Annotated in this window: 29 protein-coding genes; 6 read left to right on the top strand and 23 right to left on the bottom strand. The window is 71.4% G+C overall.

Annotated elements, in window-relative coordinates:
• The first annotated feature begins 14 nt into the window (after nt 1–14).
• Both AC1MEY_RS27560 and AC1MEY_RS27555 read left to right on the top strand, forming a co-directional pair.
• Nucleotides 15–695 carry a response regulator transcription factor gene (locus AC1MEY_RS27560; protein WP_480228498.1) on the top strand — a complete coding sequence of 227 codons (681 nt, stop codon included), beginning with the start codon at nt 15–17 and terminating at the stop codon, nt 693–695.
• Nucleotides 696–714: 19 nt separating this feature from the next.
• On the top strand, nt 715–1,743 hold the full coding sequence (locus AC1MEY_RS27555) for a sensor histidine kinase (protein ID WP_480228497.1): 1,029 nt from the start codon (nt 715–717) through the stop codon (nt 1,741–1,743).
• A 107-nt stretch (nt 1,744–1,850) separates the two neighbouring features.
• Here the strand turns inward: AC1MEY_RS27555 and AC1MEY_RS27550 are convergent, their stop codons facing one another.
• The 3 genes from AC1MEY_RS27550 to AC1MEY_RS27540 form a co-directional block, all read right to left on the bottom strand.
• On the bottom strand, nt 1,851–2,978 hold the full coding sequence (locus AC1MEY_RS27550) for a nitronate monooxygenase (protein WP_480228496.1): 1,128 nt from the start codon (nt 2,976–2,978) through the stop codon (nt 1,851–1,853).
• A gap of 131 nt (nt 2,979–3,109) precedes the next feature.
• Nucleotides 3,110–4,141, bottom strand: coding sequence for an NAD-dependent epimerase/dehydratase family protein (locus tag AC1MEY_RS27545; protein ID WP_480228495.1), 1,032 nt, complete (start codon nt 4,139–4,141; stop codon nt 3,110–3,112).
• On the bottom strand, nt 4,138–4,914 hold the full coding sequence (locus tag AC1MEY_RS27540; RefSeq protein WP_480228494.1) for an S-methyl-5'-thioadenosine phosphorylase: 777 nt from the start codon (nt 4,912–4,914) through the stop codon (nt 4,138–4,140). Before AC1MEY_RS27540 ends, AC1MEY_RS27545 begins: the two co-directional genes overlap by 4 nt.
• Nucleotides 4,915–5,040: 126 nt before the next feature.
• Here AC1MEY_RS27540 and AC1MEY_RS27535 point away from each other — a divergent pair, with 126 nt between their 5' ends.
• The 3 genes from AC1MEY_RS27535 (at nt 5,041) to AC1MEY_RS27525 (ending at nt 9,820) form a co-directional block, all read left to right on the top strand.
• Nucleotides 5,041–8,025, top strand: coding sequence for an arabinosyltransferase domain-containing protein (locus AC1MEY_RS27535; RefSeq protein WP_480228493.1), 2,985 nt, complete (start codon nt 5,041–5,043; stop codon nt 8,023–8,025).
• Nucleotides 8,026–8,052: 27 nt separating this feature from the next.
• Nucleotides 8,053–8,922, top strand: coding sequence for a 1,4-dihydroxy-2-naphthoate polyprenyltransferase (locus tag AC1MEY_RS27530; RefSeq protein WP_480228492.1), 870 nt, complete (start codon nt 8,053–8,055; stop codon nt 8,920–8,922).
• Nucleotides 8,923–9,025: 103 nt separating this feature from the next.
• Nucleotides 9,026–9,820 (top strand): class II aldolase/adducin family protein, encoded by a 795-nt coding sequence (locus AC1MEY_RS27525; RefSeq protein ID WP_480228491.1) that lies wholly within the window; start codon nt 9,026–9,028, stop codon nt 9,818–9,820.
• Here the strand turns inward: AC1MEY_RS27525 and AC1MEY_RS27520 are convergent.
• Both AC1MEY_RS27520 and AC1MEY_RS27515 read right to left on the bottom strand, forming a co-directional pair.
• Complete coding sequence (locus tag AC1MEY_RS27520) at nt 9,817–10,857, bottom strand: aminotransferase class V-fold PLP-dependent enzyme (RefSeq protein WP_480228490.1); 1,041 nt, start codon at nt 10,855–10,857, stop codon at nt 9,817–9,819. The two genes, AC1MEY_RS27525 and AC1MEY_RS27520, sit on opposite strands and share 4 nt — an antisense overlap.
• Nucleotides 10,858–10,864: 7 nt before the next feature.
• Complete coding sequence (locus AC1MEY_RS27515) at nt 10,865–11,143, bottom strand: DUF4229 domain-containing protein (protein WP_480231704.1); 279 nt, start codon at nt 11,141–11,143, stop codon at nt 10,865–10,867.
• 75 nt (nt 11,144–11,218) lie between these two features.
• Between AC1MEY_RS27515 and AC1MEY_RS27510 the strand changes: the two genes are divergently transcribed.
• Nucleotides 11,219–11,383: a hypothetical protein gene (locus AC1MEY_RS27510; protein WP_480228489.1), complete on the top strand. Its 165-nt coding sequence runs from the start codon at nt 11,219–11,221 to the stop codon at nt 11,381–11,383.
• Between the two features lie 4 nt (nt 11,384–11,387).
• Here AC1MEY_RS27510 and AC1MEY_RS27505 read toward each other — a convergent pair whose 3' ends face one another.
• The 18 genes from AC1MEY_RS27505 to hemC all read right to left on the bottom strand — a co-directional run bounded on the left by AC1MEY_RS27505 (nt 11,388) and on the right by hemC (nt 25,976).
• Complete coding sequence (locus tag AC1MEY_RS27505; RefSeq protein WP_480228488.1) at nt 11,388–12,545, bottom strand: MinD/ParA family ATP-binding protein; 1,158 nt, start codon at nt 12,543–12,545, stop codon at nt 11,388–11,390.
• 2 nt (nt 12,546–12,547) lie between these two features.
• A complete protein-coding gene (gene ccsB, locus AC1MEY_RS27500; RefSeq protein ID WP_480228487.1) occupies nt 12,548–13,531 on the bottom strand; it encodes a c-type cytochrome biogenesis protein CcsB in 984 nt (327 codons plus the stop codon).
• Entirely contained in the window at nt 13,528–15,069 is a 1,542-nt protein-coding gene (resB, locus tag AC1MEY_RS27495; protein ID WP_480231703.1) for a cytochrome c biogenesis protein ResB, read from the bottom strand. The genes ccsB and resB overlap by 4 nt, the downstream gene beginning before the upstream one ends.
• A 56-nt stretch (nt 15,070–15,125) precedes the next feature.
• On the bottom strand, nt 15,126–15,917 hold the full coding sequence (locus AC1MEY_RS27490) for a cytochrome c biogenesis CcdA family protein (RefSeq protein WP_480228486.1): 792 nt from the start codon (nt 15,915–15,917) through the stop codon (nt 15,126–15,128).
• A complete protein-coding gene (locus tag AC1MEY_RS27485) occupies nt 15,914–16,510 on the bottom strand; it encodes a TlpA disulfide reductase family protein (protein ID WP_480228485.1) in 597 nt (198 codons plus the stop codon). The genes AC1MEY_RS27490 and AC1MEY_RS27485 overlap by 4 nt, the downstream gene beginning before the upstream one ends.
• A complete protein-coding gene (locus tag AC1MEY_RS27480; RefSeq protein ID WP_480228484.1) occupies nt 16,510–17,130 on the bottom strand; it encodes a histidine phosphatase family protein in 621 nt (206 codons plus the stop codon). Before AC1MEY_RS27480 ends, AC1MEY_RS27485 begins: the two co-directional genes overlap by 1 nt.
• Entirely contained in the window at nt 17,130–18,446 is a 1,317-nt protein-coding gene (gene hemL / locus AC1MEY_RS27475; RefSeq protein WP_480228483.1) for a glutamate-1-semialdehyde 2,1-aminomutase, read from the bottom strand. The genes AC1MEY_RS27480 and hemL overlap by 1 nt, the downstream gene beginning before the upstream one ends.
• Before the next feature lie 78 nt (nt 18,447–18,524).
• Nucleotides 18,525–19,019, bottom strand: a complete 495-nt coding sequence (locus AC1MEY_RS27470; RefSeq protein ID WP_480228482.1) for a pyridoxamine 5'-phosphate oxidase family protein — start codon at nt 19,017–19,019, stop codon at nt 18,525–18,527.
• A 9-nt stretch (nt 19,020–19,028) separates the two neighbouring features.
• Nucleotides 19,029–19,253: a hypothetical protein gene (locus AC1MEY_RS27465; protein ID WP_480228481.1), complete on the bottom strand. Its 225-nt coding sequence runs from the start codon at nt 19,251–19,253 to the stop codon at nt 19,029–19,031.
• 59 nt (nt 19,254–19,312) lie between these two features.
• Entirely contained in the window at nt 19,313–19,897 is a 585-nt protein-coding gene (locus tag AC1MEY_RS27460; protein ID WP_480228480.1) for a TetR/AcrR family transcriptional regulator, read from the bottom strand.
• A complete protein-coding gene (locus AC1MEY_RS27455; RefSeq protein WP_480228479.1) occupies nt 19,884–20,750 on the bottom strand; it encodes an oxygenase MpaB family protein in 867 nt (288 codons plus the stop codon). Before AC1MEY_RS27455 ends, AC1MEY_RS27460 begins: the two co-directional genes overlap by 14 nt.
• Before the next feature lie 52 nt (nt 20,751–20,802).
• Nucleotides 20,803–21,042 carry a hypothetical protein gene (locus tag AC1MEY_RS27450; RefSeq protein ID WP_480228478.1) on the bottom strand — a complete coding sequence of 80 codons (240 nt, stop codon included), beginning with the start codon at nt 21,040–21,042 and terminating at the stop codon, nt 20,803–20,805.
• Nucleotides 21,039–21,521: a DUF3093 domain-containing protein gene (locus tag AC1MEY_RS27445; RefSeq protein ID WP_480228477.1), complete on the bottom strand. Its 483-nt coding sequence runs from the start codon at nt 21,519–21,521 to the stop codon at nt 21,039–21,041. Before AC1MEY_RS27445 ends, AC1MEY_RS27450 begins: the two co-directional genes overlap by 4 nt.
• On the bottom strand, nt 21,518–21,910 hold the full coding sequence (locus AC1MEY_RS27440; protein WP_480228476.1) for a hypothetical protein: 393 nt from the start codon (nt 21,908–21,910) through the stop codon (nt 21,518–21,520). Before AC1MEY_RS27440 ends, AC1MEY_RS27445 begins: the two co-directional genes overlap by 4 nt.
• Before the next feature lie 60 nt (nt 21,911–21,970).
• Nucleotides 21,971–22,381, bottom strand: coding sequence for a hypothetical protein (locus AC1MEY_RS27435; RefSeq protein WP_480228475.1), 411 nt, complete (start codon nt 22,379–22,381; stop codon nt 21,971–21,973).
• Nucleotides 22,378–23,358: a porphobilinogen synthase gene (gene hemB, locus AC1MEY_RS27430; RefSeq protein ID WP_480228474.1), complete on the bottom strand. Its 981-nt coding sequence runs from the start codon at nt 23,356–23,358 to the stop codon at nt 22,378–22,380. The genes AC1MEY_RS27435 and hemB overlap by 4 nt, the downstream gene beginning before the upstream one ends.
• 19 nt (nt 23,359–23,377) lie before the next feature.
• Nucleotides 23,378–25,033 (bottom strand): bifunctional uroporphyrinogen-III C-methyltransferase/uroporphyrinogen-III synthase, encoded by a 1,656-nt coding sequence (locus AC1MEY_RS27425; RefSeq protein ID WP_480228473.1) that lies wholly within the window; start codon nt 25,031–25,033, stop codon nt 23,378–23,380.
• Nucleotides 25,017–25,976, bottom strand: a complete 960-nt coding sequence (gene hemC / locus AC1MEY_RS27420) for a hydroxymethylbilane synthase (protein WP_480228472.1) — start codon at nt 25,974–25,976, stop codon at nt 25,017–25,019. Before hemC ends, AC1MEY_RS27425 begins: the two co-directional genes overlap by 17 nt.
• Nucleotides 25,977–25,995: the final 19 nt, after the last annotated feature.

The raw sequence follows: 25,995 nt of genomic DNA, 5'->3' as shown, positions 1-25,995 counted from the left end.
TTAACCTTGACACCGTGACCCGAGTCCTGATCGCCGACGACGACAACGTCGTCCGCGACGTGTTGCGCCGATATCTCGAGCGCGACGGGCTCGAGGTGACCATAGCCCGGGACGGGCACGAGGCGCTTCACGTACTCGACACCGAGGCGATCGACCTCGCCGTCCTCGACGTGATGATGCCCGGGCCCGACGGCCTGGTGCTCTGCCAGACGCTGCGCGACCGGAGCGGCTACGAGGTCCCCGTCATCCTGCTGACCGCCCTCGCCGAGGAGGACGACCGCATCGCCGGCCTCGAGGCGGGCGCCGACGACTACGTCACCAAGCCGTTCAGTCCGCGCGAACTGGCGCTGCGGGTCCGGTCCGTGCTGCGCCGCAACCCGTCACCGCAGGCGTCGCCGCCCGCGACGCTGTCGACCGGTGCGTTGAAGATCTCCGCGTCGGCGCGCTCGGTCACCCTCTACGACCAGCCGGTGTCGCTGACCAACCGCGAATTCGACCTGCTGCTGTTCTTCCTCACCCACGACAACACCGTCTACAGCCGCGAGGAGCTGCTGAAGAACGTGTGGCAGTGGGACTTCGGCGACCTGTCGACGGTGACCGTGCACGTCAAGCGACTCCGGTCGAAGCTGGGCGACCAGCACCGCGTGCAGACGGTGTGGGGTCGCGGCTACATGTGGAGCGAGGCACGGGAATGACGCGGAGCGCCACCGTTCGATGACCGCACCCGACATCTGGGAGATGATCGGCCTCGCGCTGGCCTTCTCCGTTCCCGTGGTCCTGGTCGGCGCACTGGTGATCAAACTCGCGCAGTCCTGGTCGCTGGCCGTCAGCATGGTCGCGCTGGTGCTCATCCCGACCGTCGCGACGTTCACCGGCGTGCTCGGCGCCAGCGGCTTCATGGTGACCGACGGCTTCGAGAGCTTCGGCGTGGTGCTGGTGATCGTCTCGGTGGTGACCATCCCCGCCGCGGTCATGCTCGCCCGTCACCAGGCACGGAAGATGGTGTGGGAGGACCAGATCCGTCAGTCCGAACACGCCGCCGAGGTGTCGCGGCGCCGGCTGGTGGCGTTCGTCAGCCACGACCTGCGCACGCCGCTGGCCGGCATCCGGGCCGTCTCCGAGGCGATCGCCGATGGCGTCCTCGCCGACGACGAGATCCGCGACCACGCCCGCCACATCGAGCAGGAGACCATCCGGCTCTCGGAGATGGTCGACGACCTGTTCGAGATGAGCAAGATCAACGCCGGCGCGATCCAGCCCGTGTTCGACCGGGTGGCCCTCGACGAGGTCGTCGACGACGTGCTGTCCGCGCACCGCATCACCGCCGAGCGCGCGGGCGTGACGCTGCGCGCCGACCTGCCCGACGAGCCGGTGCGGGTGATCGGCAGCGACCGGGCGCTGGTGCGGGTGCTGTCCAACCTGGTCGCCAACGCGATCGCCCACACCCCCGACGGTGGCAAGGTGGCGCTGTCGGTCGGACGCGACGAGCGCGGCGCGTGGGCCCGCGTCGACGACACCGGCGTCGGCATCGACGAGGCCGACCTGGCGCGGGTGTTCGACATCGCCTACCGCGGGTCCAACGGCCGGGTGCCCCGCTCCGACGCCTCGCTGCCCAGCGGCTCCGGGCTCGGGCTGGCGATCGCCGCGGGCCTGGTGCAGGCCCACCACGGCACCGTCACCGCCTACAACCTCGAGCACGGCGCGCGCCTCGAGGTGCGGCTCCCCCTCGCCGGCGAGGCCTGAGCGCTCTCTTCCTTCCGCGAGCCCTCTCTTCCTTCCGCGAGCGTGCGTGTCTGCGGGCGACACGCCGGTCGCAAACCTGAGTTTCCGCACGCTCGCCGGCGGGCCGGTCAGTCGGGGATGGTGCGCCCGAGGCGCTCGGCGGCGGCGAGGTAGTCCTCGATGAACTCCAGCACCACCTCGCGGGCGGGCTTCACCTTGTTCATCATCCCGACGCCCTGACCGACGAAGTACGTCGCGAGCGATTGCGCACCCTCGTGCCCCTGCTCGGCGAGCGCGTCGACGCGGCGCAGCACCGGCTCGACGAGCATCGACTGCAGCGGAAGCGGCAGCGGCCGGCGACCGCCGTCGTTGGGGGCCCACGCGTCGGTCCAGTCCGAGACGAGCTGCCGCGACGGCTTGCCGGTGCGACCGGCCGACCGCACCGTGTCACGGGACGACGCCGCGAGCATCTTCTGGACGGTGTGCGGCGCGGTCTCGGCCTCCTCGGTGGTCAGCCACACCGAACCCGTCCACGCGCCGGCCGCACCCATCGCGACGGCGGCCGCCATCTGCCTGCCCGTGACGATGCCACCGGCGGCCAGCACCGGGATGTCACTGCCGGCGGCCTCCAGCGCGTCGAGCACCTCGGGGACAAGCACCAGCGTGCTGACCTCGCCGCAGTGCCCACCCGCCTCGGTGCCCTGCGCGACGATCAGGTCGACCCCGGCGGCGGCTTGCTTCAGCGCGTGCTCCTTGGCGCCGACGAGCGCGGCGACCGGGACGCCTGCGGCGCGACCCGCCTCGATCATGTAGTCCGGCGGCACGCCGAGCGCGTTGGCGATCAGCTTGATCGGGTGGCTCATCGCGACGTCGAGCAACTCACGGCCGGTGTTGCCCGACAGCATCGGGCTGCCGATGCGGGGCGTGGCGTCGGGCTCGATGCCGTGGCCGCTGAGCAGTTCGGCGACGAACGCCTTCGCGTCGTCCGGGATCCGGCTCGCGAGGTCACCCTTGGACAGACCCTCGCCCTTCCCCTCGAACTTGGCGGGCACGATGATGTCGGCGCCGTAGGGCTTGCCGTTCACGTGATCGTCGATCCACGACAGCTCGCGGTCGAGCTGCTCGGGTGAGTACGCGGTGGCCCCGAGAACGCCGAAGCCCCCGGCGTTGGTGACCGCGGCGACGACGTCGCGGCAGTGACTGAACGCGAACAGCGGGAAGTCGATGCCGAACTGTTGACAGATGTCGAGTTTCACGTTCGCCAGTATGGCTTCCCCGCCCACCTCTCCCCGCGAGCAGACACAAACGTTCGCATTTGCCCAGGAGAGCGCGCACATTTACGTCTGCTCGCGGGAAGACGGGACCCGCGCGGAAGGACGGGGAACGGCTACCCGCGCAGCGGGGCGAACGCGAAGTCCGCCAACCCCTCCTGCGGGTCGATCGCGGCGCGGAAGCCGAGCACGTCGGCGGCCGCCGCGGGGCTGGCGACGATGTGCCGCACGTCGCCGCTGCGGTACTGCCCGGTGACCACCGGCGCCAGCCCGTCGCGCACCTCGCAGATGCGCGTGGCGACGTCGCGGATGGCGATGGGCCGCCCCGAGCACACGTTGAACGCGGCGAAGCCCTCGCCGCCGAAGGTCGTGGCCGCGACGTTGGCGGCGGCGACGTCGTCGACGTGGACGAAGTCCCGCATCTGGCCGCCGTCCTCGAACACCCGCGGCGGCTCGCCCCGCTCGATCGCCGACCTGAAGATCGCCGCCACACCGGAATACGGGGTGTCGCGCGGCATGTGCGGGCCGTAGACGTTGTGATAGCGCAGCGCCACCACCGAGCCACCCGTCGCCTCGGCCCACGCCAGCGCGTAGTGCTCCTGCGCGACCTTGCTTGCGGCGTACAGACTTCGGGGCCGCAGCGGCGCGTCCTCGTCGACCAGCCGCCACTGCAGCGGTTCGGCGCCGACGGGGCAGCGGTGCTCGAACTCGCCGGCGTCGAGGTCGGCCTTGGTCCGGGGCAGCGGGTCGACGACGCCGTGCTCGGCGCACGCGAAACCACCCTGGCCGTAGACCACCATCGACGACGCCAGCACCAGCTTCTGGCAGCCGGCGGCATACATCTCGGCGAGCAGCACCGTGGTGCCGTAGTCGTTGTGGCTGCCGTAGGACGGCGCGTCCGACGCGTCGACACCCGCACCGACGACGGCCGCCTGGTGGCACACGACGTCGACGCCGGGCAGCAGTTCCGCGAGGCCCGCGGCGTCACGGACGTCGAGCACCCGGACGCCGTCCGGCGGCGTGGTGGCGTCGCCGTGGGCGGCGGGCAGCATCGCGTCGACCGCCACGACCTCGTGACCGCCGTCGGTCAGCTGGGCACGAATCCGCGATCCGATGAAACCGGCTGCGCCGGTGAGCAATACCTTCACGGCAGCTCGATTGGCAGCGTGACGCCGGCATGCGGCGAGCAGTGCGTGCAGGCGTTCTCGACGTCGACCTGGTCTATCGCCTCGTGCACCAGCTGCTTGAACGGCACCAGGTTCTTCTCGAACTCGGCGAAGACGTCGACCGCGGTGACGCCTGCGCCCGATTCGATGCCCGCGTCCAGGTCGGTGACGAGTGCGATTGCGGCGTAGCACATCTCGAGTTCCCGGGCGAGCACCGACTCCGGGTAGCCGGTCATGTTGACCAGCGCGAAGCCCTCGCTTGCGAACCAGCGACTCTCCGCGCGCGTCGAGAACCGCGGGCCCTGGATGACCACCATCGTGCCGCCGTCGACGACGCCGGGCAGGCCGGTGACCGCACGCCGCAGCGTCGGGCAGTACGGGTCGGCGAACCCCACGTGGATGCCGCCGGAGTCGAAGTACGTGTCGGCCCGGGCGCTCGTCCGGTCGACGAGCTGGTCGGGCACCACCATCGAGCCCGGTCCGAGTTCGGGCTTGAGGCTGCCGACTGCGCACGGACCGAACACCCGTCGCACGCCCAGCGCCCGCAACGCCCACATGTTGGCGCGGTACGGGACGGTGTGCGGCGAGAACTCGTGGTTGGCGCCGTGCCGCGGCAGGAACGCCACCTCGTGCTCGCCCACGGTGCCGACGGTGATCGCGCCGCTCGGCGCGCCGTAGGGCGTGTCGAGGTTGACGCTGCGCGCGTCCGCTCCGAAGAAGGAGTAGAAACCGCTGCCACCGATCACACCCAGCATGCACTGCTCCTCACGTCGATTCCGCTACATCATCGCCCATACCCGTCCGCCGGTTTTCTGACGCCGGGGTGACTTCGGGCGGTTGCCGTGCACGGCGCGGCAGCCAGGTGACAGCCTCTTGGGGACGTGACGACCACACAGACGAGACCCGACCGGGCGGCGCGGAGCCCGTGGCCTGCACTGATCGTCGGGCTGGTGGGCGTTCTGGCCGCGCTGGCGCTGCCGTTCGCGCCGGTGTGGGTGGCGTCGAGCACGGTGACGTGGCCCGCCCAGGACCGTGCCGCGGCACGCGAGACCGCCGCGGAGGACACCGCGTCCAGCACCGCGATGATCGTCCCGTACCGCCCGGCGAGCCTGACCGCCGTCGTGCCCTGCGCGGCGCTGCGTGCGGCGGTCCAGCGGAGCACCCCGACCGTGCTGGACACCGGCGACGAGGGCCTGCTCGTCACCGCCGACGCCGCCGGCGCGGCCGTGACCCTCGACGACCGGCGCGTCGCCGTCCCCGTCCCGCCTGGTGACTGCCGCGCCGTCGTCATCCGGTCGACGCCCGACGGCATGGCCGTCGACACCGCCGACGGCCGGACCGTGACGCTGGACGGCGCACCCGTGCCGCGGGTGTTCGGCTTCCGCACCGCACTCGGCGGGGCCGACGCCGCGGGGCTGACGGTGACGCTGTCGACGATCGACCGGTTCACGACCTCGCCGTCGCCGCTGAAGTGGGCGCTGATCGCCGTGGCGCTGCTGGCCACGGCGGGCAGTCTGATCCTGCTGCCGGGATCGCGGTGGCGGCGCCCGCCAAGACGACCCAGGTGGCGACCGCGCCGAGCGTGGTGGGTCGACGCCGGGGTGGTCGGCGTGCTCGCCGGCTGGGCGGTGATCGGGCCGCTCGCGGTCGACGACGGCTGGGCCACGATGATCGCCCGCAACGTCGCGGCCACCGGCAACCCGGGCAACTACTACCGCTGGTGGAACGCCGCCGAGGTGCCGTTCGCGTTCAGCCAGGAACTGCTGTCGGGCCTGACGACTCTCAGCGTCGCACCGCTGTGGCTGCGGCTGCCGAGCACCGCGCTGGCGATCGCCACCTGGTTCGTGCTCAGCCGCGGCGTCCTCGGTGCGGCGCTACCGGTACGGTCGGCCACGGTCCGCGTGCGACTGCTCGCGGCGGTGTGCCTGCTCGCCACGTGGCTGCCGTTCAACCTGGGCACCCGCCCCGAGTCCTACGTCGCGCTGGGCGCCACGGCCGTTCTGGCGCTGGCGATGCGGGCGCGGTCGCCCCGTGACGTCGCCCTGCTGATCCTGGTGGCCGGGTTCGTCGTGCCGATCAGCCCCAACGGCGCGGTGGTTGTCGCGCCGGTGGTGGTGTTCGCCCCGACGCTGTGGGCAGCACTGCGGTCGGGCGCGGCGCCGCGACGGCGGGTGGCGGCATACGTGCCCGCGCTCGCCGCGGTGGCCGCGGTGTCGGTGGTGCTGATCTTCGGCGACCAGACGTGGGATGCACTGGTCACCGCCACCGACTGGCACACCTTCTTCGGGCCGGCCCTGCCGTGGTACGACGAGCCCGATCGCTACGCCTATCTCCTCCAGTCCGATCAGCAGGGTAGCTTCGCCAAGCGGGCGGCCGTACTGCTCACCGTCGCAACGATTCCCGTGATCCTGCTGCTGCGCTGGCGGCGTCCGGATTTCGTGGCGCGGGCGGCGGCCCGACTCGCCGTGGTCGTGCTGCTGACGCTCGCCCTGTTCTCGCTGGCGCCGTCGAAGTGGTCCTACCACCTGGGTGCGGCGGCGGGCCCGTTCGCCGCGCTGCTGGTGGTCGCGGTGGTGCTGATCGTGCGGCGGGCGTGGACGCCGGACCGCCGTACCGTCGTCGCCGCGGCGTGCGGCTCCGCGCTGCTGACGTGGGCCGTGGCGGTGTCGTTCGCCGGACCGAACGCGTGGTGGATCCCCGCGGTGTACGACGTGCCGTGGCCGTCGGAACACCCTGCACCTCTTGGCATCCCACTCATCTGGCCGGTGCTCGCCGGTGCGGTGCTGGTGCTGCTCGCCACGAGGCGCGTGGCGGCGGCGCCCGCGGCGCTCGTCGTCGTCTCGCTCGCCACGTCGGTGGCCGTCATGCTCGGCTCATTCGTCGCCGCACCGCTGCGGCGGCCGGAGGGGTCGCTCGCCATGGCCGACGTCGGCCGGATCACCGGGGCGCGGGTGTGCGGCCTCGCCGACGACGTGGAGGTGCTGCCCGACGGACCGGTGCTGCGGGCCGCCCCCGACGCCGCCCCCGACGCCGCCCTCGACCGACTCGACGGCTTCATCCGCGGCGGCGGCTACCCGCCCGAGGCCGCACCACCCGACCCGCCCGGCGTCGGCACGTCCGAATTCCTATGGGGCAGTTGGGCGGATCCCGACCCCGGCCGCGCGGCGATGACGAGCCGCTGGTTCGTGGTGCCCGCGCTCGCCGCCGACGGTGGCCTGGCCGTGTCGGTGGCGGGCCGCACCGACGACGGCAACCGGTTGGCGTTCGAGTTCGGCCGCGCCGACGGCGACGAGGTGACGACGCTGGGCGAGCGCTCCCCCGCCGACCGGCCCGCGTCCGACGAGGACCCGGCCGACCCGCTGTGGCGGTCGATCGGCGTCGACGCACCCGACGTCCCCGCCGGCGCCGACCGCGTCCGGATCCGCGCCGAGGACGGCCGCACCGACGACCTGGGCTGGCTCGCGGTGACGGGCCCGCGCCAGCGGTCGGTGGTGCCGCTGAACCGCTTCCTCGAGTCGCGCGGCCCGGTCCTGGTCAGCTGGCCGCAGGCGTTCCTGTTCCCCTGCGTGCGGAACCCACCCACCATCGTGGCGGGCGTCGTCCAGACACCGCGGGCCGTGATCGAGTCGCCCCGGCCGTACTCGATCGACGACCGCACGACGGCCGCGGGCGGCAGCTTCGCCGGCCTCCTGGCCTTCGACGAACTGCACGAGATGACGACGCGGCTGCGCGGCCGACCCGACGTCGACTGGGGCGCCCTGCGCCTGCCGCCCGACACCGCGGCCGTCGACGACTACTCGCACACCGTCACGCACGGCCTGGTGCCCGGCATCCACGGCGTCCCGGCGGTGCAGCCCGAGAGGTGACGACGCACGCCATGGCACGATTCCCCCATGGCGACCGTCGCGCAATGGATCGAAGGCGCCCGCCCCCGGACGCTGCCCAACGCGGTGGCGCCGGTGATCGCGGGCACGGGTGCGGCCGCGTGGCTCGGCGAGGCCGTCTGGTGGAAGGCGCTGCTGGCGCTCGCCGTGTCGCTCGCGCTGATCGTCGGCGTCAACTACGCCAACGACTACTCCGACGGCATCCGCGGCACCGACGACGTGCGCTCCGGGCCGCTGCGCCTGGTGGGGTCGAAGGTGGCTTCGCCGCGCGCCGTCCTGACCGCGGCGCTGGTGAGCCTCGGCATCGGTGCGGCGGCGGGATTGGCCCTGGCCATCCTCAGCGCGCCCTGGCTGATCGCCGTCGGCGCGGCGTGCATCGCGGGCGCGTGGCTCTACACCGGCGGGTCCAAGCCGTACGGCTACAGCGGCCTGGGCGAGGTCGCGGTGTTCGTGTTCTTCGGGCTGGTCGCCGTGCTGGGCACCCAGTTCACCCAGGCGCTACGGGTCGACTGGGTGGGCGCCGCGGCGGCCGTCGCCGTCGGTGCGCTGTCCTCCGCGGTGCTCGTAGCCAACAACCTCCGCGACATCCCCACCGACCGGGAGACCGGCAAGATCACCCTCGCCGTCCGGCTCGGCGACGCCAAGACCCGCGTCCTGTACCAGGTGCTGGTGGCGGCGGCGTTCGTGCTGACGCTGGTGCTGATGCTCGCGACGCCGTGGTGCGCGGTGGGCCTGCTGGCGCTGCCGCTGGCGGTCCGCGCGGCCGCGCCGGTGCGCAAGGGCCTCGGCGGCCGCGAACTGATCCCCGTGCTCCGCGACACCGGCCTGACGATGCTGGTGTGGTCGGTCACCGTCGCGCTCGCCCTCGCGCTGGGCTGACCGCCCGCCCAGTCGCCGAACGTTGGTTACCGCCACGCTTCAGCGAGAAAAGCGTGGCGGTAATCAACGTTCGGCGGGTTGCGCCGCGGCCTACGCTGGCGTCATGTCCGCTGACGCCGACCAGGCCTCCCGACTCGCCGGTGGCAACACCGCAGCACTGCTCCCCCAGGACCGCACGGTCTCCGAGGAGCGCCTGCACCGCAAGCAGCGGCTCGCCGCGTCGTTCCGGCTGTTCAGCAAGTTCGGCTTCGACGAGGGCGTGGCAGGCCACATCACCGCCCGCGACCCGGAGCTGACCGACCACTTCTGGGTGAACCCGTTCGGCATGCACTTCGGGCACATCCGCGTCAGCGACCTGCTGCTGGTGCGCCACGACGGCACCATCGTCGAAGGCGACCGGCCGCTCAACCAGGCGGCGTTCGCGATCCACTCGCAGGTGCACGCCGCCCGGCCGGACGTGGTCGGCGCCGCCCACTCGCACTCGGTGTACGGCAAGACGTGGTCGACGCTGGGCCGGCTGCTGGATCCGATCACCCAGGACGCATGCGCGTTCTACGAGGACCACGCGCTGTTCGACCAGTACTCCGGCGTCGTCCTCGACCTCGAGGAGGGCAAGCGGATCGCGCACGCGCTCGGCGATCGCAAGGCCGCGATCCTGCGCAACCACGGCCTGCTCACCGTCGGGCAGTCGGTGGAGGAGGCGGCGTGGTGGTTCATCACCATGGAGCGGTCCTGCCAGGCGCAGCTGATGGCCGAGGCCGTCGGCACGCCGATCCTGATCGACCCGGACATGGCCAAGCTCACCTCGGGCCAGGTCGGCACCCACTTCGCCGGCTGGTTCAGCTACCAGCCGCTGTTCGACCGCATCACCCGCGAGCAGCCGGACCTCTTCGACTAGCCGCCCAGCGCGTCGACCAACCGGTCCAGGTCGTCGTCGGTGTTGTAGAGGTGGAAGCCCACCCGCACCGCCCCGGCGCGGACGGCGGCGCGGATGCCCGCCCGCCGAAGCCGCTCGTCGGCATCCGTCACCGGGATCGACACGATCGCCGACGTCGACGGGGGTAGCTTCAATTCGGCGCGCAACCGGTCGGCCAGGCCGACGCAGTGCGCCTCCACCGCCGCCGCGTCGAGCGACGCCAGCCACGACATCGTCGCGCCCGCGCCCAACGCCCCGGCCCACGCGGGCGACGCGTCGAACCGGCGGGCGTCGTCGGCCAGCCGCAGCGGCAGCCCGTAGATCGTCGACCACGGTTCGGCACCGGCGTACCAGTTCGCCGCGTGCGGTGTCATCGAGTCGGCCGCCCGCTCGCTCAGCGACATCCACGCCGTGCCCCGCGGTGCCAGCAGCCACTTGTAGACCGCCGCGACGGTGACGTCGGCCCAGCCGAGGTCGAGCGCCTTCCACCCGACCGCCTGGGTCAGGTCGACCACCGACAGCGTGCCGGTGCCGGCCACCGCATCCCGCAGGGCGTCGACGTCGAGGACCGCGCCCGACGACGACTGCACCAGGCTGACCGTCACCACGTCGAACTCCGGCGCAGCCGCGAGCAGTTCCGCCTGCGTTAGTTCGGTGACCGTCACGCCGCGTCGCTCCTGCGCGGCGAACGGGAACGTGGTGCTGGTGAATTCGCCCGCCAGCGTCAGCACCCTGCTGCCGTCGGGGACCGCCGCGGCGACCAGCGCGAGCAGCGCCGACACGCTGCCGCCCATCGCCACCGACCCGGCCGGCACGCCGACCAACGACGCGTAGGCCGCGCGACCCCGTCGCACCGACTCGTCGTAGGCCGGCGGGTACATCGTCCCGCCCTGCCACTGCGCAAGATGGCCGTGCAGTTCGTCGATCAGAAAAGTGGGTGGCAGGCCATAGGTCGGCGAGTTGAGAAAGCCCGCCGCCCCGGTGAACTCGGCCCCGAAGGCCGCCCTCGCGGACGTCACGGATTCGTCACTCGGGCGTGGAGCCGTCGCCGCGCAGCCGGGCGCGCAACTGGTCGCGGTCGGTGCGCCGGCGCTCGTCGAAGACCGCCATGCTGGCGGTGGCGCGGCGACGCAACGGCGCGAAAACCCATATGCCGAGCGGTAATGCGACGACGAGTGCGAACAGCATCGCCACGACGAGCGGGAACTCGCCGGCCACCAGCGTTCCCACGCCGTAGACCACGCCGGTGAGCACTGCCACCAGGAGCAGACGGGCGATGGCGTAGGCCGCCACGTCGAGCAGCATGCGGGTACCGGGGCGTCCGTCAGTCACGCCTTCGAGGGTACCGACGACGCGTATGCTGGACGTAAGGAGGTTTTCGTGCAGTTTTTGCTCCTCGTTCTCGTGTTGGCAGGCTTGGCCTACGTGGCTTGGCGGTTGATCCGCGCCTCGGCCAACTCACCGAGGACGCGCGTGGTCGGCCCGGACGACGATCCGGACTTCCTGCGCAGGATCAACAACCACCCGGACCCGGACGGCGTCTGACGCCTCACCTCGCAGCGGGGAATCCCGTCGCGACCGTCGCCGCCAACTGAAGCAGCGCATCCCGCGTCTCCGGCCGCAACCGGTCGAGGCTGATCTCCGCACCCTCTTCCAGATGGGCGTCGAACGGCACCCGCTGCACGGCCCGGCACCGCCGGGCGAAGTGGTCGACCACCTTGTCCATGTCGACGCGCGTGCCGCCGCGACCGGCCCGCACCCCGTTCACCACCACGATCGAGGTGGTCACCAACTGCTGGTAGCCGTGGGCGTCGAGCCAGTCGAGCGTCGCCGACGCACTGCGCGCGCCATCGACCGCACCTGAGCTAACCACGACGAGCACGTCGGCCGTGTCGAGCACCGCCGACATCGCCGAGTGCAGCATGCCGGTGCCGCAGTCGGTGAGCACCAGGCTGTAGTACCGCTCGAGCACCTCCAGCGTCCGCTGGTAGTCCTCGGAGCTGAACGCCTCCGACACCGCGGGGTCGCTCTCCGAGGCGAGCACCTCGAGGCGGCTCGGCCCCTGGGAGGTGTAGTGCCGTACGTCGCTGTAGCTGTCGATGCCCTCCGCGTCCCGCAGCAGGTGCCGCACGGTCGACGGGGTCTCCAGCGGCACCTTCTGGCTCAGCGTGCCGCGGTCGGGGTTGGCGTCGACGGCGATGACGCGATCACCGCGGACCGACGCGAACGTGGCGCCCAGCGTGGCGGTGATCGTGGTCTTGCCGACGCCGCCCTTGAGCGACAGCAGCGCGATCCGGTAGCAGTCCCGCAGCGGCCTGCTGACCTGCGCCTCGAGGTTCCTGCGCTGGACCTCCCGAGGCCCCTCGCCGACGTTGACGAGGGATCCGGTACCCCGGTAGAGCGCCCGGCGCCACCCCCGCGACGGCGGGCGTTTGGGCTGGCCGAGGAGCGCCACCGCGGCCGGATCGAAGTGTGGCGGGGAGTCGGCCACGACGGGCATGGGCGCCGACGGCGGCGCACTCACGGGAGCGGGCGCCGGACCCGGCGGACGGCCGACCGCGGTCAGCAGCGGGGCGAGCGGGATCCCGTGCGGCGGGGTCGGTGCCGTCCACTCCGGCGGGATGGTCTCCGACGGGTCGCGGAACCGATGCTGCTCCCGGAAGCCGGACGGCTGCGCCGGCACCGACGGATCCCCGGAGAACGGCAAGGTCAGCCCACCCCTGCGTAGGAGTGCAACCCGACGGTGACGAGGTTGATGAAGAACAGGTTGAAGACCATCGCCACGAAGCCGACCACGTTGATGTAGGCGGCCTTCTTGTCGCGCCAGCCCGCGGTGGACCTGGCGTGCAGGTACGCCGCGTAGACGACCCACGCGATGAACGAGACGGTCTCCTTGGGGTCCCAGCCCCAGTAGCGGCCCCACGCCTCCTCGGCCCAAATGGCGCCGAAGATGACGCCGAAGCCGAAGATCGGGAACGCGAAGATGGTGGTGCGGTAGGCGATCCGGTCCAGCGTCTGCGCGTCGGGCAGCCGCGACACGACGCCCGCCACGTACCCCTGCCTGCCGGGATCGCCCAGCTTCGACATCTTGACCAGGAACAGGATGCTGGCGACGCCGCCGACCAGGAACACACCGGAACCCAGGCTGACCACCGACACGTGGATGGGCAGCCAGTAGGACTGCAGCGCGGGCATCACGGGGGCGGCGTGGGTGTAGAGCCACTTGCCCGACACCGCGAGCAGGATCAGCACCGGCGTGAGCACGAACACCCACAGTGCGCGGAACTGCGGGCGGCGCAACACGATTCCCGCGGCCACCAGACCGCAGAAGCACGTCAGGTTGATGAACTCGTACATGTTGCCCCACGGCACGCGGGAGGTGGCGAAGCCGCGCAGCACGATGCAGACGAACAGCACCCCGATGCCGACGTAGGTGAGCGCCAGACCGGCCCGGCCGATCCGCTCGTCGAGGGGACGCCGCGGGGCGTCGACCACCACGCCGGGGCGGGCACTGTCCGCGGCGACCGAACCGCCGCCCGCCGTGACCAGTTCCCGCGCCTCGACCTTGCGGCCGCGGCTCGATGCGAGTTCGACGGCGAGCAGCAGCAGCGCGGCGACCAGGACGATGACGGACGTGGTGAACGCCCAATCCGAGTACCGAGCCAACTCGACGTCTATGTCATAGGTATTCACGCGATCCCGCTCCGCTTCTCGCTGCCGCTATTCACCGCGCCACCTCGTGTCTCTGCCGGCAGCAACCGCCCGGTCAGCTTCTCGAACTCGTCGCCCCACCCGCTGTTGTCGGTGCGCGCGAGACCACCCAGTTGCACCTCAACCGTACCCGCCGGACCTGGCGTGATACGAACCCAGACGCGGCGCCGGCGGATCACCAGCGACACCAGCAGACCGGCCATCATCGACATCGACCACACCAGCACCCACACCTGTGCCGGATCGTGCGAGACCTGCACGTTGATGAACGGGACCGCGTTGTCGAAGCGGATCACGGTGCCGTCCTTCAGCCGCGTCGACTCGCCCTCGGAGAGGTTGACCCGGACCTCCTTGGTGAGGCGGTTCTGGCCGATGAGGCGGGTGTCGAGCGAGAACAGCGACTGCGGGCGGCCGGAGTCCAGCCCGCTGTCGCCGCGGTATACGTCGATGGCCACCGCGGGGTCGTTCAGCGACGGGAAGCTCGACGACAGCAGCGTCCCGTCGAGCTGCTTGGTCGGCGCGAACAGGCCCTGGATGGCGATCTGGTTGCGGCGGCGCTCGAAGTCGTTGGGGAAGGTGCCGCCGGGCGGGTCGAAGCGCATCACGCCCGACGACAGCAGCGTGAGCTGATCGTCGGGTCGCCACTGCACGGTCTGGGTGCGGGTCTGGCCGTCGGGGAAGGTGACGGTGAAGGTCGGCGCGTAGCCGTGGCCCTGCAGGTAGAGGCGGTCGCCGCCGAGGCGCAGCGGGTGGTTGACCTCCAGCCGGTACTGGCGCCAGGTGTCACCGGCGAGGTCGTCGCCGGCCTGGTACTCGACGTTGGCGGCGAACGTCAGCGCCTGTCCCGAGGGCAGGTACTGGGCGTCGAAGTCGTTGACGCGCAGACAGATCGGGTTCAGGGACGTGCCGTCGACGGTGTTGCCGGCGCGGAACGAGTCGAACGCGGCGGGCGAGGCGGAGCAGAAACCCGGCCCGCCGTTGGCGACCACGATCACGTTGCCCTCGTAGCCGAACAGCTTGCCCACGGCGATCGCGACCAGCAGCCCGAGCAGCGAGAAGTGGAAGACGATGTTGCCGAACTCGCGGAGGTATCCCTTCTCCGCGGAGATCTCGGTGACTCCGCCGTCGGTGCGGGTGGTGCGCCGCCACCCCTTCAGCGCCCGGTCGACGTCCGCGGCCACCGCCGAGGCGTCGCCGGGCACCGTCGCCGAGTGGTGCTTGGGCAGCCTCGCCAGGTTGCGCGGTGCGGCGACCGGGCGGGCCCGCAGGCTGCGGACGTGCTCGGCCAGTCGCGGGGTGAGGCAGCCGACCAGCGAGATGAACAGCAGCACGTAGATGGCGGTGAACCAGAAGCTGGCGAACACGTCGAACGCCTGCAGCCGGTCGAGCAGCGGACCGATCGTGGAGTGGTCGGCGATGTACTGGTCGACCTTGCTCGCGTTCAGCGAGCGCTGCGGCAGCAGGGCGCCGGGGATCGCGGCGAGGGCCAGCAGGAACAGCAGCACCAGGGCGGTGCCCATCGACGTCAGGTTGCGCCACGTGTTGCGGATCAGCGCGAACACCCTGCGGACGGGGTTCACAGCGGCAACCTGACGTCGCTGACGAACGCGTCGCGCACCCAGGACACGAAGTCCGCCCACAGACCGGTGACCAGCGCGATGCCGACCCCGATCAGCAGGATCCCGCCGAACACCTGGATGGTCCGGGTGTGCCTGCGCAGCCACCCCAGTCCGCGCATCGCGCGCGCCGATCCGAACGCCAACGCCACGAACGGGAGCCCGAGCCCCAGGCAGTACGCGACCACGAGGCCCACGCCGCGGATCACGTTGCTGCCCTCGGTCGCCGACGCCATCGCGATCACGGCCGTCAGCGTCGGCCCCAGGCACGGCGTCCAGCCCAGCCCGAACACGGCGCCGAGCAGGGGTGCGCCCGCGAGCGTCGACATCTGGCGCGGCGTGAACCGGGTGTCGCGCTGCAGCGCGGGCACGAACCCGACGAACACCAGGCCCATCAGGATGGTGACCACGCCGCCGATGCGTTGCAGCAGAACCTGATTGATGATCAACGTGGTCGTCATGCCCAGCACGGCCACCGTGCCGAGGACGAACACCACGGTGAAGCCCAGGACGAACAGCGCGGTGGCGCCCGCCACCCGCAGCCGGGCGGTGCGCAGCGCGACCCCGCCCCCGTCGGCATCCTCGGTGTCGGGGTCGACGCCGACGATCGCCGCGAGGTAGGAGAGGTATCCGGGCACCAGCGGCACGACGCACGGCGACGCGAACGACACCAGGCCGGCGAGTGCGGCCACCAGCAGCGCCAGTACCACGGGCCCGGTCGCCATCAGCTGGTCGACCTGATCGAGACTCACGGCTGTGCAGCCAACCGCTCGACGACGGGCTGGAGATCCTCGGCGAGGAGTTCCCGCAGATACACCGCGGCCACCCGGTGCTGGCGGTCCAGCACGATGGTCGACGGGATGACGGTCGTCGGATACTTGCCGCCGAACGCGATCATCGTGCGCATCGACGGGTCGTAGATCGACGGGAACGTGATCTTGCGGTCGATCACGAAGTCGACCGCGGCGTCGCGGTTGTTGTCCCGCACGTCGATGCCGAGGAACTGGACGCCCGCGGCCTTCGTCGCGTCGTAGACCTTCTGCAGCTGCGGCATCTCCGAGCGGCACGGCCCGCACCACTGTCCCCACACGTTGACGACGACGACCTCGCCCTCGAAGTCGTCGAGTCCCACGGTCTTGGCCGGGTCGCGCAGTTCGGGACCGGAGATCTTGCCCGGCTTGCCGCGCGCCTCCGGCGGGTCGTAGAAGATGTCGGTCTTGCCGCCGGGCGCCACGAACTCGAACGTGCCGCCCTGGGCGACGGCGTCGTCACCGGTCGAGCAGCCCGCCAACAGCACGGTCAGCGCTGCCGTGCACGACACCGCCACTGCGGCAAACGATCTCACTACAGCCTCCAGGGCTCCGAATAGCCCCAGCGCACCAGTTCCTCGCCCAGGAACGTGAACGACGTGATCGATCCGACGTTGCACAACCTGCTGTGCGGCAGCGGTAGATGGGCGAGCTTGCGGTCCGTCATCGCGCGGCGCAGCGTCTCGACGGGGAGTTGGTGGCTGACGCAGACCGCCTCGTGCCCGACGGCCTTGCGGCGGGCCCGGTGCAGCGCGTCGATCATCCTGGTCGCCACCTCCTCGTACGGCTCGCCCCAGGACGGTGTGCGCGGGTTGCGGAGCTTCGGCCAGTTCCGCGGGTTGCGCAGCGCGCCGTCGCCGGGCGCCACCTTCTCGCCCTCGAACTGGTTCCACGACTCGATGAGGTCGGCGTCGGTGTGGACGGCCAGGCCGTGCGTCGCGGCGACCGGCGCCGCGGTCTGCTGCGCGCGCTCCAGCGGCGAGGCCACCACGTAGACGACGTCGTTGTGCGCCAACCACTCCGCTGCGGACTGCGCCTGCGTGCGGCCGCGATCCGACAGGTTGAATCCCGGCAGCCGGCCGTAGAGCACCTGGTCCGGGTTGTGCACCTCGCCGTGGCGCATCACGTGCACCGTCGTCTTCTCCGGGGTGGCCATCAGGCGGGCCGCTCGGCGGAGGCGGCGGCGCGGGCCGCGGCGGGGAGTGCGGACGCGATCCGGTCGAAGGCGTCGTCGTCGAGCGCCGTGGAGACGAACCACGCCTCGAACGCGCTGCAGGGCGGGTAGACGCCCGCGTCGAGCAGCGCGTGGAAGAACGGCGGGAAGCGCCAGGTGTCGGTGGCCTTCGCCGAGGCGAAGTCGGTGACCGGCTGGTCGGAGAAGAAGACGCTGAGCATGTTGCCCGCGCGGGAGACGCGGTGCGCGACGGAGGCGTCGGTCAGTGCGGCGGTCAGCAGGCCGTCGAGCCGGTCGGCGTTGGCGTCGAGGGTGGCGTAGGCGGCGGCGTCGGCCGTCTGCAGCGTGGCGAGGCCGGCGGCCATCGCGACGGGGTTACCCGACAGCGTGCCTGCCTGATAGACCGGACCGATCGGCGCCAGCTTCTCCATGACGTCGGCGCGGCCGCCGAACGCGGCGGCGGGCAGGCCGCCGCTCATCACCTTGCCGAACGTCACGATGTCGGCGGCCACGCCGTCGACGCCGAACCAGCCGGCGGCGGTCACGCGGAAGCCCGTCATGACCTCGTCGAGGATCAGCAGCGCGCCGTTCTCGTCGGTGATGCGGCGCAGTTCGGCGTTGTATCCCGGCGACGGCGGGACCGCGCCCATGTTGCCCGCCGCGGCCTCGCTGATGACGCAGGCGATCTGATCGCCGAACTCGGCGAAGGCAGCCTCGACCGCCGCGACGTCGTTGTAGGGCAGCACGATGGTGTCGACGGTGGCGGCGCCGGTGACGCCCGGCGACGACGGCAGCCCCAGCGTGGCGACACCCGATCCGGCGTCGGCGAGCAGGCCGTCACTGTGTCCGTGATAACACCCGGAGAACTTGATGATCTTGGCTCGGCCCGTGTAGCCGCGGGCCAACCTGATCGCGCTCATGGTGGCCTCGGTGCCGGAGTTCACGAACCGGATGCGCTCCACCGGCGCCACCCGCTCGATGATCTCGGCCGCGAGGTGGGTCTCCGCCGCGGTCGGTGCGCCGAACGTCAGACCGTCCAGGGCCACCCGCCGTACGGCCTCGACGACCGCGGGGTGGGCGTGTCCGAGCAGCGCCGGACCCCAGGAACACACCAGGTCGACGTAGTCGTTGCCGTCCGCGTCGGTCAGGTGGCAGCCGTTGGCCTTGGCGATGAAACGGGGCGTGCCGCCGACCGAGGTGAACGCCCGGACCGGCGAGTTGACGCCACCGGGGATGACGGCGGACGCCTCGGCGAAGAGGCGCGCCGATACTTCGGTCGAGCGGGGTTCGGCGGGCATCTCCCCAGTGTTCCAGCCGGGGCGCGGGCGTCAACTACAGGGTGTAGTGGGAGGCCCCGGGGAGGCGCGCCGACGGGGTCACAGATCGACGTCCGACGACCAGGTGAGCGGTGCCCCCTCGCCCGCGGTCATGACCGTGCCGGGCATGACCCGCAGCCGGTAGGGCGTCAACCGGATGACGGCGAACTGGTCGCTGGTGGGGCCGTCCTGCCACGGCCCGATGATGGCCGGGTCGTAGCCGACGGGTGCGGGGCCGTTCGCGAACTTCGCCCACACCTCCCGCCGGGTGTCGTCGTCGACGTACCACTGCGCCTGACACTCGGCACTGCACGTGTCATGGGTCGGCGCCCAGTAACTCACGGACACCTGCGGGTGGGCCTCGAGGTGGGCACGCTTCAGCGGCGTCGGCACCGTCGCGATCCACCCGTCGAGATCGGTGCCGTCCCAGTCCCAGATCGGGTGCAGGATCCGCGTGCGCGGCCGCCCGTCGGACGCGACGGTGGCGACGGTGGCCCACACGATCCCGTGGGCCATGTCGCGGAACGCCGGTGCGATGTCCCCGAGGCTCGTCACGGGGTCGGCCTAGGTCTCCCCGACCGGGCGCTCGACTTCCTTGTCCACCTCGCCGAACTTGGGCGAACCGTCGTCGTCGACCCAGTCGTTGACCGCGGTGCCGGTGACGCTGTTGCCCGACCCGGGGAGCGCGATGGTGGGCCGCTCCTCCTCGTAGGACTTGCGCATCTCCTTGGCCTGCTCTTTGTGCTCGTCGGTGATCTCGGGCTTTTCCGTCACTTGTTCGTCAGCCATGCCCGCAGGCTGCCCGTTCGTGTGATCTGCGAAACAGTTGCCTGATCCGGGGGCCCGGGTCACACCGGGACGGCGCGCAACGCGGACGGCAGACTCGGCAGGAAGTGGCGGGTCGCGAATTCGCGGATCTGCTCGGCGGTCTCGAGCGGCTGCGCGCTGGGCAGCATCAGCACCATCAGCGCGTAGCGCAGGATCGTGTCCGCCAAGTCGGCGACGGCCCGTTCGCCGACCCGGTCGGCGAACCCGTCGGGGAAGATGACGTGCAACGCCTCGGCCATCCGCTCGATGGCCCGCGGGTAGTGCCGCCGGGCCTGGGCCAGCACGAGCGCCGGTTCGTCGGCCATCAGCTGGTCGAGCACGCGGTGGCGCCGGAACCGCAGGATCGACAGCGTGAACGCCTCGACGTAGTAGTTGGACCCCCGCCCGGCGCCCCTCAGCTCCTCGGCGATGTCGGCGAACAGCGCGACGTTCTCGCGCTCGATGACGGCGGCCACCAGCTCGTCGCGGTTGGCGAACCTCCGGTAGATGGTGGTGCGGCTGACGCCCGCGCGCCGCGCGACGTCGTCGAGCGCCACCCGGTGCACGCCGTGCCGCTCGAACTCGACCAGCGCGGCATCCAGAATGGCCCCCTCAGCAGCGGCCATACCCCACCTGCGCAAATCCGTTGTACCGCACCCGCATCGGCAGCCGGTCCCACACCCAGTTGACCGGCCGCGACCGCCAGAAGGCGGCGAACGCCCGGTACGCCCGCTCCCTGCGCGGGCTCCACGGCAGCGCGAGCAGATCGCGGGCGCGCGGCGGCATTCCGCCGGTCGTGAGGAAGGCGGCGATCGGGTCGAACACCGGCGACAGCAGCCGCCAGGCGAGCGGCGAGATCCCCTTGGGACGGGGGAAGCCCTTGGTGACGTAGCCGACGCCGTACTGCGCGGTGGGATGGGCGACGATGATCTCGTCCATCATGCGGTCCCAATAGCGCTGAAAGCCGGCGTAATCCGCGGGCATCGGGCGCTCGCTGACGCCGTAGCGGCGGTACCACGTCTTCGACTCGAGGTAGATCCGCTCCCGGTCCGCGTCGGTCAGGCGTCGCACGAACGTGTCGGCGAAGTACAGCACCTGCTCGACGAACGTGGCGTGCGCCCAGAAGTACGTGTCGGGATCGAGCGCGTGGTACCGCGTGCCGTCCGGCATGTCCCCCTTGATGTCGCGGTGGAAGTCGCGCACGCGGGTGCCCTCGTCGTCGTCGTCGGTGCCGTACACCGTCATCATGATCGGTGGGATGGACCGCTTGACGCGAGCGGCCGTGTCGGAGAAGAACACCGAGTGGTCGAGTACGCCCTGGCCGAGTTCGGCGAGCATGTTCTGCAGCACCGCGGGCCGCGGCCCGATCAGGTACATGCGGTTGTCCCCGAAGTACTTCCACACCAGCGACTCCGGCCCGAGCGGCAGGGCGTCCGGCGGCGTGCTCGAGCGGCGATCGTCCTCGGCCAGTTCGGTCATGGGGACAGTGTTACAGATTCCGCACTTTGTACCAAGATGGATGTGACCGGGCTCACCGGCCGCCGCGGAGCCGTCCGATCCCGACGACCGCGAGCACCCCGGCGACCGCGAGCAGCAGCAGGGCCAGCCCGATCAGGGGCGGGTAGTAGACCGCCGACACCTGGGACGGTTCGGTGGTCGCGACGGGCGGCGCCATCTCGGTCGAGCGCGCCCCGACCCAGCAGGCGGCGCAGCCGATCAGCGCCGCGACGGCGAGGACCAGCTCGACGGTCGCCCGACCGCGGCCCCTCACGGCTCGCCGTTCAACGACTCGAGCGCCGCCCGCAGCCGGCGGTGCCGCTTGGCCCACGCCTGCGCGGTGCGGCCGCTGGTCAGCTTCAGGCCGATGCCGGTGCGGCCGCGCGGCACGCCGGTCAGCTCGCCGAGCGCGCGCGCCGACTGCCACTTCGGCGTCTCGGCGCCCTCCGCCTCCGGGTACACCACGAGGATCTCCGAGGTCCGGATGGTCTCGGCACCCTGCCGTAGGTACTCGGGCGTCAGCTCCAGCGACGTGTGCATGCGGGCGGCCTTCACCTGGATCGAGAGGAATCCGGTCACCAGCACGAAGAAGACGATCGGCACCAGGAAGTCGATGCCGTAGCCGGTCCACACCTGCAGCAGCAGCATCGCGCCCGCCGCCACGGGCCCGGCCATCGCCCACCACCACGTCGCGCCGGGTTCGGAGTACAGCACCTCCACGGGCTTCGACGGCTCGGCGTCCGGTGCGCTCACCGGGCGGCCTCGAGCCACTGCCGGGCCTCGTCCCTGCGGATCAGCACCGAGCCGACGATCAGCAGCACCATCGTCACCGCCACGATCGCGAGCACCACGATGCCCGCGCCGAACAGCAGCAGCATCGCCAGGAACACGATGGACGCCATCGCCAGCCCCACTCCCGCCGCCGCGAACCGCGGCTCCCGCCTACGCGCCCGGCCGGCGAGGAACGCCTGCCCGAGTCCGGCGGCGAACAGCAGCGCGCCCGCGACGAACATGAAGGGGTGGCCACCCTGGCTCAGCGTCAGCATGCCCAGCGCCGAGGTGAGCACGGCGCCCGCGACCCAGCACCAGAACGCGGTGTCGACGATGCGCGGCCGATCAGGCGATGCGGGGGTGGCGGGCATGATCGGGCCAGCCTATCGGTCACCCTCGGCGAGACGTCAGCGGTAGAAGCGCGCGGGTCGTCAGCGGACGAAGTACGCGTGGGCGTCCTTGCGGTGCAGCAGGTACACCCCGCCCGCGACCAGCACCGAGCCGATGATCGCGCAGCCCGCGTAGACGGGCGCCGCGACCTCCGGGCGCTCGACGGCGAACAGGTTGCCCACCATGTAGACCACGGATGCGGCGGCCCCGCCGGTGAGCAGCGTGCGCGCCCAGCGGTAGCCCTGCCGGAGCAGGAGCAGCAGCGCAACGGAGATCGCGGCGATCACCACCGCGGAGAAGCCGGCGAAGGCCGTCACCACCCACGGCTGGTCGGGTGCGGTGACCAGGTCCACCACGTAGCCGCCCACCATCAGCGGCAGCGCGACGACCCACAGCCAGAAGCCGGTGACGACGTCCTCGGGGATGCCGTCAGGGGTCTCGTCGTCCGTCACGCCAACCAGCCGGCGACGTCCGCCGCCCAGTAGGTCAGCACGATGTCCGCGCCGGCTCGCCGGATGCCGACCAGAGTCTCCAGCGCGACGGTCTGCAGATCGATCCAGCCGTTGGCCGCGGCGGCGCTGATCATCGAGTACTCGCCCGAGACCTGATAGGCCGCAACGGGAACCGGTGAGACGTCGGCCGCGGCGCGAACCAGGTCGAGGTAGGACATGGCGGGCTTCACCATGATGATGTCGGCGCCCTCGTCGATGTCGAGTTCGATCTCGTGCATCGCCTCGCGGGCATTGCCGGGGTTCTGCTGATAGGTGCGCCGGTCGCCGGACAGGCTCGAGGCCACCGCCTCGCGGAACGGGCCGTAGAAGCCGGACGCGAATTTCGCGGCGTAGGCGAGGATGGCCGCGTCGGTGTGGCCGGCGGCGTCCAGTCCGTCCCGGATGGCGGCCACCTGACCGTCCATCATCCCGCTCGGGCTGATCACGTGGGCACCCGACTCCGCCTGTGCGACCGCCAGTTCCACGTACCGCGCATTGGTGATGTCGTTGTCGACCCGGCCCGCGGCGTCGACCACGCCGCAGTGCCCGTGGTCGGTGAACTCGTCGAGGCAGGTGTCGGCCATCAGCACGGTGGCGTCACCGACCTCGGCAGCCAGGTCCCGCAGTCCGACGTTGAGGATGCCGTCGCGGTCGGTGCCCGCCGAGCCGATGGCGTCCTTGTCCTCGTCGCGCGGCACCCCGAACAGCATCAGACCGCCGACGCCCGCGGCGACCGCGTCCACCGCGGCGCGGCGCAGCGAGTCGCGGGTGTGCTGCACGACGCCCGGCATCGACGCGATCGGGCGTGGCTCGTCGATGCCGTCGGCGATGAACATCGGCAGTACGAGATGCCGTGGCTCCAACGAGGTCTGCGACACCAGTCGGCGCATAGCCGGGGTGTTGCGCAGACGCCGCGGACGGTGTCGGGGAAAGGCCATGGAGGAGTCCGTCGAACGGCTAGCGGCGACGGCTCTTCTTGCGCGGCGGCGGCAGGGCACCCTCGGCACGCAGGCGGGCGGCGTGCTCGGCGAGCGCCTCCACCAGCGGACCGACGGCCGCCGTCTCCGGCTGGACGTCGACGCGCAGCCCGAACTCCGCTGCGGTCTCGGCGGTCTTGGGCCCGATGCACGCGACGATGGTCCGCGCGTGCGGCTTGCCGGCGATGCCGACGAGGTTGCGCACCGTCGAACTCGACGTGAAGCACACGGCGTCGAAGCCACCGGTCTTGATCATCTCGCGCGTCTGCGCCGGCGGCGGGGCCGCGCGCACCGTGCGGTAGGCGGTGACGTCCTCGATCTCCCAGCCACGTTCGCGCAGACCCTCGGCCAGCGTCTCGGTGGCGATGTCGGCGCGGGGCAGCAGCACCCGGTTCACCGGGTCGAAGATGTCGTCGTACGGCGGGAACTCGTCGAGCAGCCCGAGCGAGGACTGCTCACCCGAGGGCACCAGCTCCGGATTGATGCCGAACGCGCGCACGCGATCCGCGGTGGCCTGTCCGACGCAGGCGATCTTGACGCCGGAGAACGCCCGCGCGTCGAGACCGAACTCGTTGAACTTCTCCCACACCGCACGCACCGCGTTGGTGGAGGTGAAGACGACCCACTGGAACCGGCCGTCGACCAGACCCTTGACCGCACGCTCCATCTGCGCGGGGCTGCGCGGCGGCTCGACGGCGATCGTCGGCACCTCGATGGGCAGGGCACCGTGCGACACCAGACGATCGCTCATCTCGCCCGCCTGGTCCTTGGTACGCGGCACCAGCACGGTCCAGCCGTACAGGGCGCGGCTCTCCCACCAGTTCAGCTTGGCGCGGTTGGCGACGGTCTTGCCGATGGTGGCCACCAGCGGTCCGGCCAGCGGGCCCGCGGGCTCGCTGCCGGCCAGGGTGGCCTTGTCGAGCAGGCCGGCCAGCGTGGTCTCCACCGAACGCTGTTGGCAGGTGGTGCCATTGGCGGTGATGACGCACGGGGTGCTGTCGGTCAGCCCGTACTCGATGAGGGTGCGGGCCGTGTCGGAGAGGTGCGACGCCGTCGCGTGCAGGATCAGCGGGCCGGGGGCGGCGGCCAGCGCGGCCCAGTCCACGTCGCCGCGGACGTCGGCCACCGTGTGGGCCGAACCCAGCGGGAGCCCCGCGTAGGTCGGGACGGCGGTCGTGGCGGGCAGGCCCGGCACGATCTCGAAGTGCGCCTGCGAGCGGGCGACGGCGGTGACCTCCGCGAGCACGGCATCCACCGACAGCGGATCGCCGGAGACCAGGCGCACCACGTCGACGCCGGAGCGTGCCTCGTTGACCAGGATCTTGGCGACCTCGGCGGGATCGCCGAGCGCGGGCCGGACGTCGACGCCGTTCGGCACGGCGACGGTGGCGTCGGAGGTCGTGCCGGCGTCGCCGTCGGCGGCGTCGTCGGTCTTGGCCGGCGCCTCGGGGCCCGAGGGTGGCGGCAGCTCGGAGCCGATGAGGGCGAGCACCGCCTCGGGCACGTCGGGGTCGGTGAAGGCCAGCGCGGCATTGGTCAGCACGATGCGGGCGCGGGTCGTCAGGAGACCAGGGTCCCCCGGCCCGGAACCCACGAACGTGATGCGGCCGGGCTTGTGCCTACGTCGGGTCGTCATCTTTCGCTCCCGCTCTATCAGTCAACTCCACCAACAGTTCTCGCGCTCCCAGCTCGAACAACTCCCCGGCCACCGAGAGCCCGAGCTCTCGTGCCCGATCGGGAGTCCCGATGCCGGACGCACGGATCACGTCGGATCCGTCCAACGTCGCCACGCAGCCGCGAAGCGACAGTTCCACGAAGACGTTGCCCTCCTCGTCGATGGACTCGACCACTTCCGCGATCGCGCCCACCGGCGCGGAACATCCCGCCTCCAGTTCGGCGAGCAGGGCACGTTCTGCGGTGACCGCCGCCCGCGTGTCGGAATCGTCCAACTTTGCGAGCAGTGCGACCAGCTCGGCATCGCTCGCGCGGCACTCCACCGCGAGCGCTCCCTGCGCCGGTGCTGGCAACATCTGCACCGGCTCCAGGGTCTCGGTGATGTCCTTCAGACGTCCGATGCGGGCCAGGCCCGCTCGGGCGACGACGACACCGTCGAGATCACCGCTACTTACCCTGTTCAACCTGGTGTCTAGGTTGCCTCGTAGGGGGCGGATTTCCAAACCCAGACCCAGTGCTCTAAGCTGCGCGGTCCGCCGTGGGCTCGACGTTCCGATCACCGAGCCGGTCGGCAACTCCCCCAGCACCATTCCGTCGCGGGCGACGAGCGCGTCCCGGGCATCCTCGCGACGGGGTATCGCCGCGATCGAGAACCGCGGGTCGGCCGCGGTCGGCAAATCCTTGTACGAGTGCACGGCCATGTCGACCCGGCCGTCGGCGATCGCCTCGCGCAGTGCGGCGGTGAACACGCCGATGCCGATGTCGGCGATGGGGGCGCTGGAGCGGTCTCCCGCCGTCGAGATGATCACCAGCTCGGCCTGATGCCCTCGGGAGATCAGTTCGTCGCGGATCAGGCCGGCCTGGGTGGTGGCCAGCAGACTGCCGCGCGTACCGATGCGGATCACGGCCGATTCAATTGCTGAA

It is taken from the genome of Mycobacterium sp. PTI7, from assembly GCF_056679845.1.
This window is presented reverse-complemented; position numbering and strand designations above follow the sequence as displayed.

Bases quoted from the DNA above. Each gene is read 5' to 3' on its own strand.
- AC1MEY_RS27440 (WP_480228476.1), bottom strand. From the start codon at position 21,910: ATGCCCGCCACCCCCGCATCGCCTGATCGGCCGCGCATCGTCGACACC.
- AC1MEY_RS27515 (WP_480231704.1), bottom strand. From the start codon at position 11,143: ATGCTGCTCGACGTGGCGGCCTACGCCATCGCCCGTCTGCTCCTGGTG.
- AC1MEY_RS27480 (WP_480228484.1), bottom strand. From the start codon at position 17,130: ATGGCCACCCCGGAGAAGACGACGGTGCACGTGATGCGCCACGGCGAG.
- resB (WP_480231703.1), bottom strand. From the start codon at position 15,069: ATGGGCACCGCCCTGGTGCTGCTGTTCCTGCTGGCCCTCGCCGCGATC.
- hemB (WP_480228474.1), bottom strand. From the start codon at position 23,358: ATGGCCTTTCCCCGACACCGTCCGCGGCGTCTGCGCAACACCCCGGCT.
- AC1MEY_RS27540 (WP_480228494.1), bottom strand. From the start codon at position 4,914: ATGCTGGGTGTGATCGGTGGCAGCGGTTTCTACTCCTTCTTCGGAGCG.
- AC1MEY_RS27525 (WP_480228491.1), top strand. From the start codon at position 9,026: ATGTCCGCTGACGCCGACCAGGCCTCCCGACTCGCCGGTGGCAACACC.
- AC1MEY_RS27465 (WP_480228481.1), bottom strand. From the start codon at position 19,253: ATGGCTGACGAACAAGTGACGGAAAAGCCCGAGATCACCGACGAGCAC.
- AC1MEY_RS27460 (WP_480228480.1), bottom strand. From the start codon at position 19,897: ATGGCCGCTGCTGAGGGGGCCATTCTGGATGCCGCGCTGGTCGAGTTC.
- AC1MEY_RS27455 (WP_480228479.1), bottom strand. From the start codon at position 20,750: ATGACCGAACTGGCCGAGGACGATCGCCGCTCGAGCACGCCGCCGGAC.
- AC1MEY_RS27555 (WP_480228497.1), top strand. From the start codon at position 715: ATGACCGCACCCGACATCTGGGAGATGATCGGCCTCGCGCTGGCCTTC.
- hemL (WP_480228483.1), bottom strand. From the start codon at position 18,446: ATGCCCGCCGAACCCCGCTCGACCGAAGTATCGGCGCGCCTCTTCGCC.
- AC1MEY_RS27530 (WP_480228492.1), top strand. From the start codon at position 8,053: ATGGCGACCGTCGCGCAATGGATCGAAGGCGCCCGCCCCCGGACGCTG.
- AC1MEY_RS27425 (WP_480228473.1), bottom strand. From the start codon at position 25,033: ATGACGACCCGACGTAGGCACAAGCCCGGCCGCATCACGTTCGTGGGT.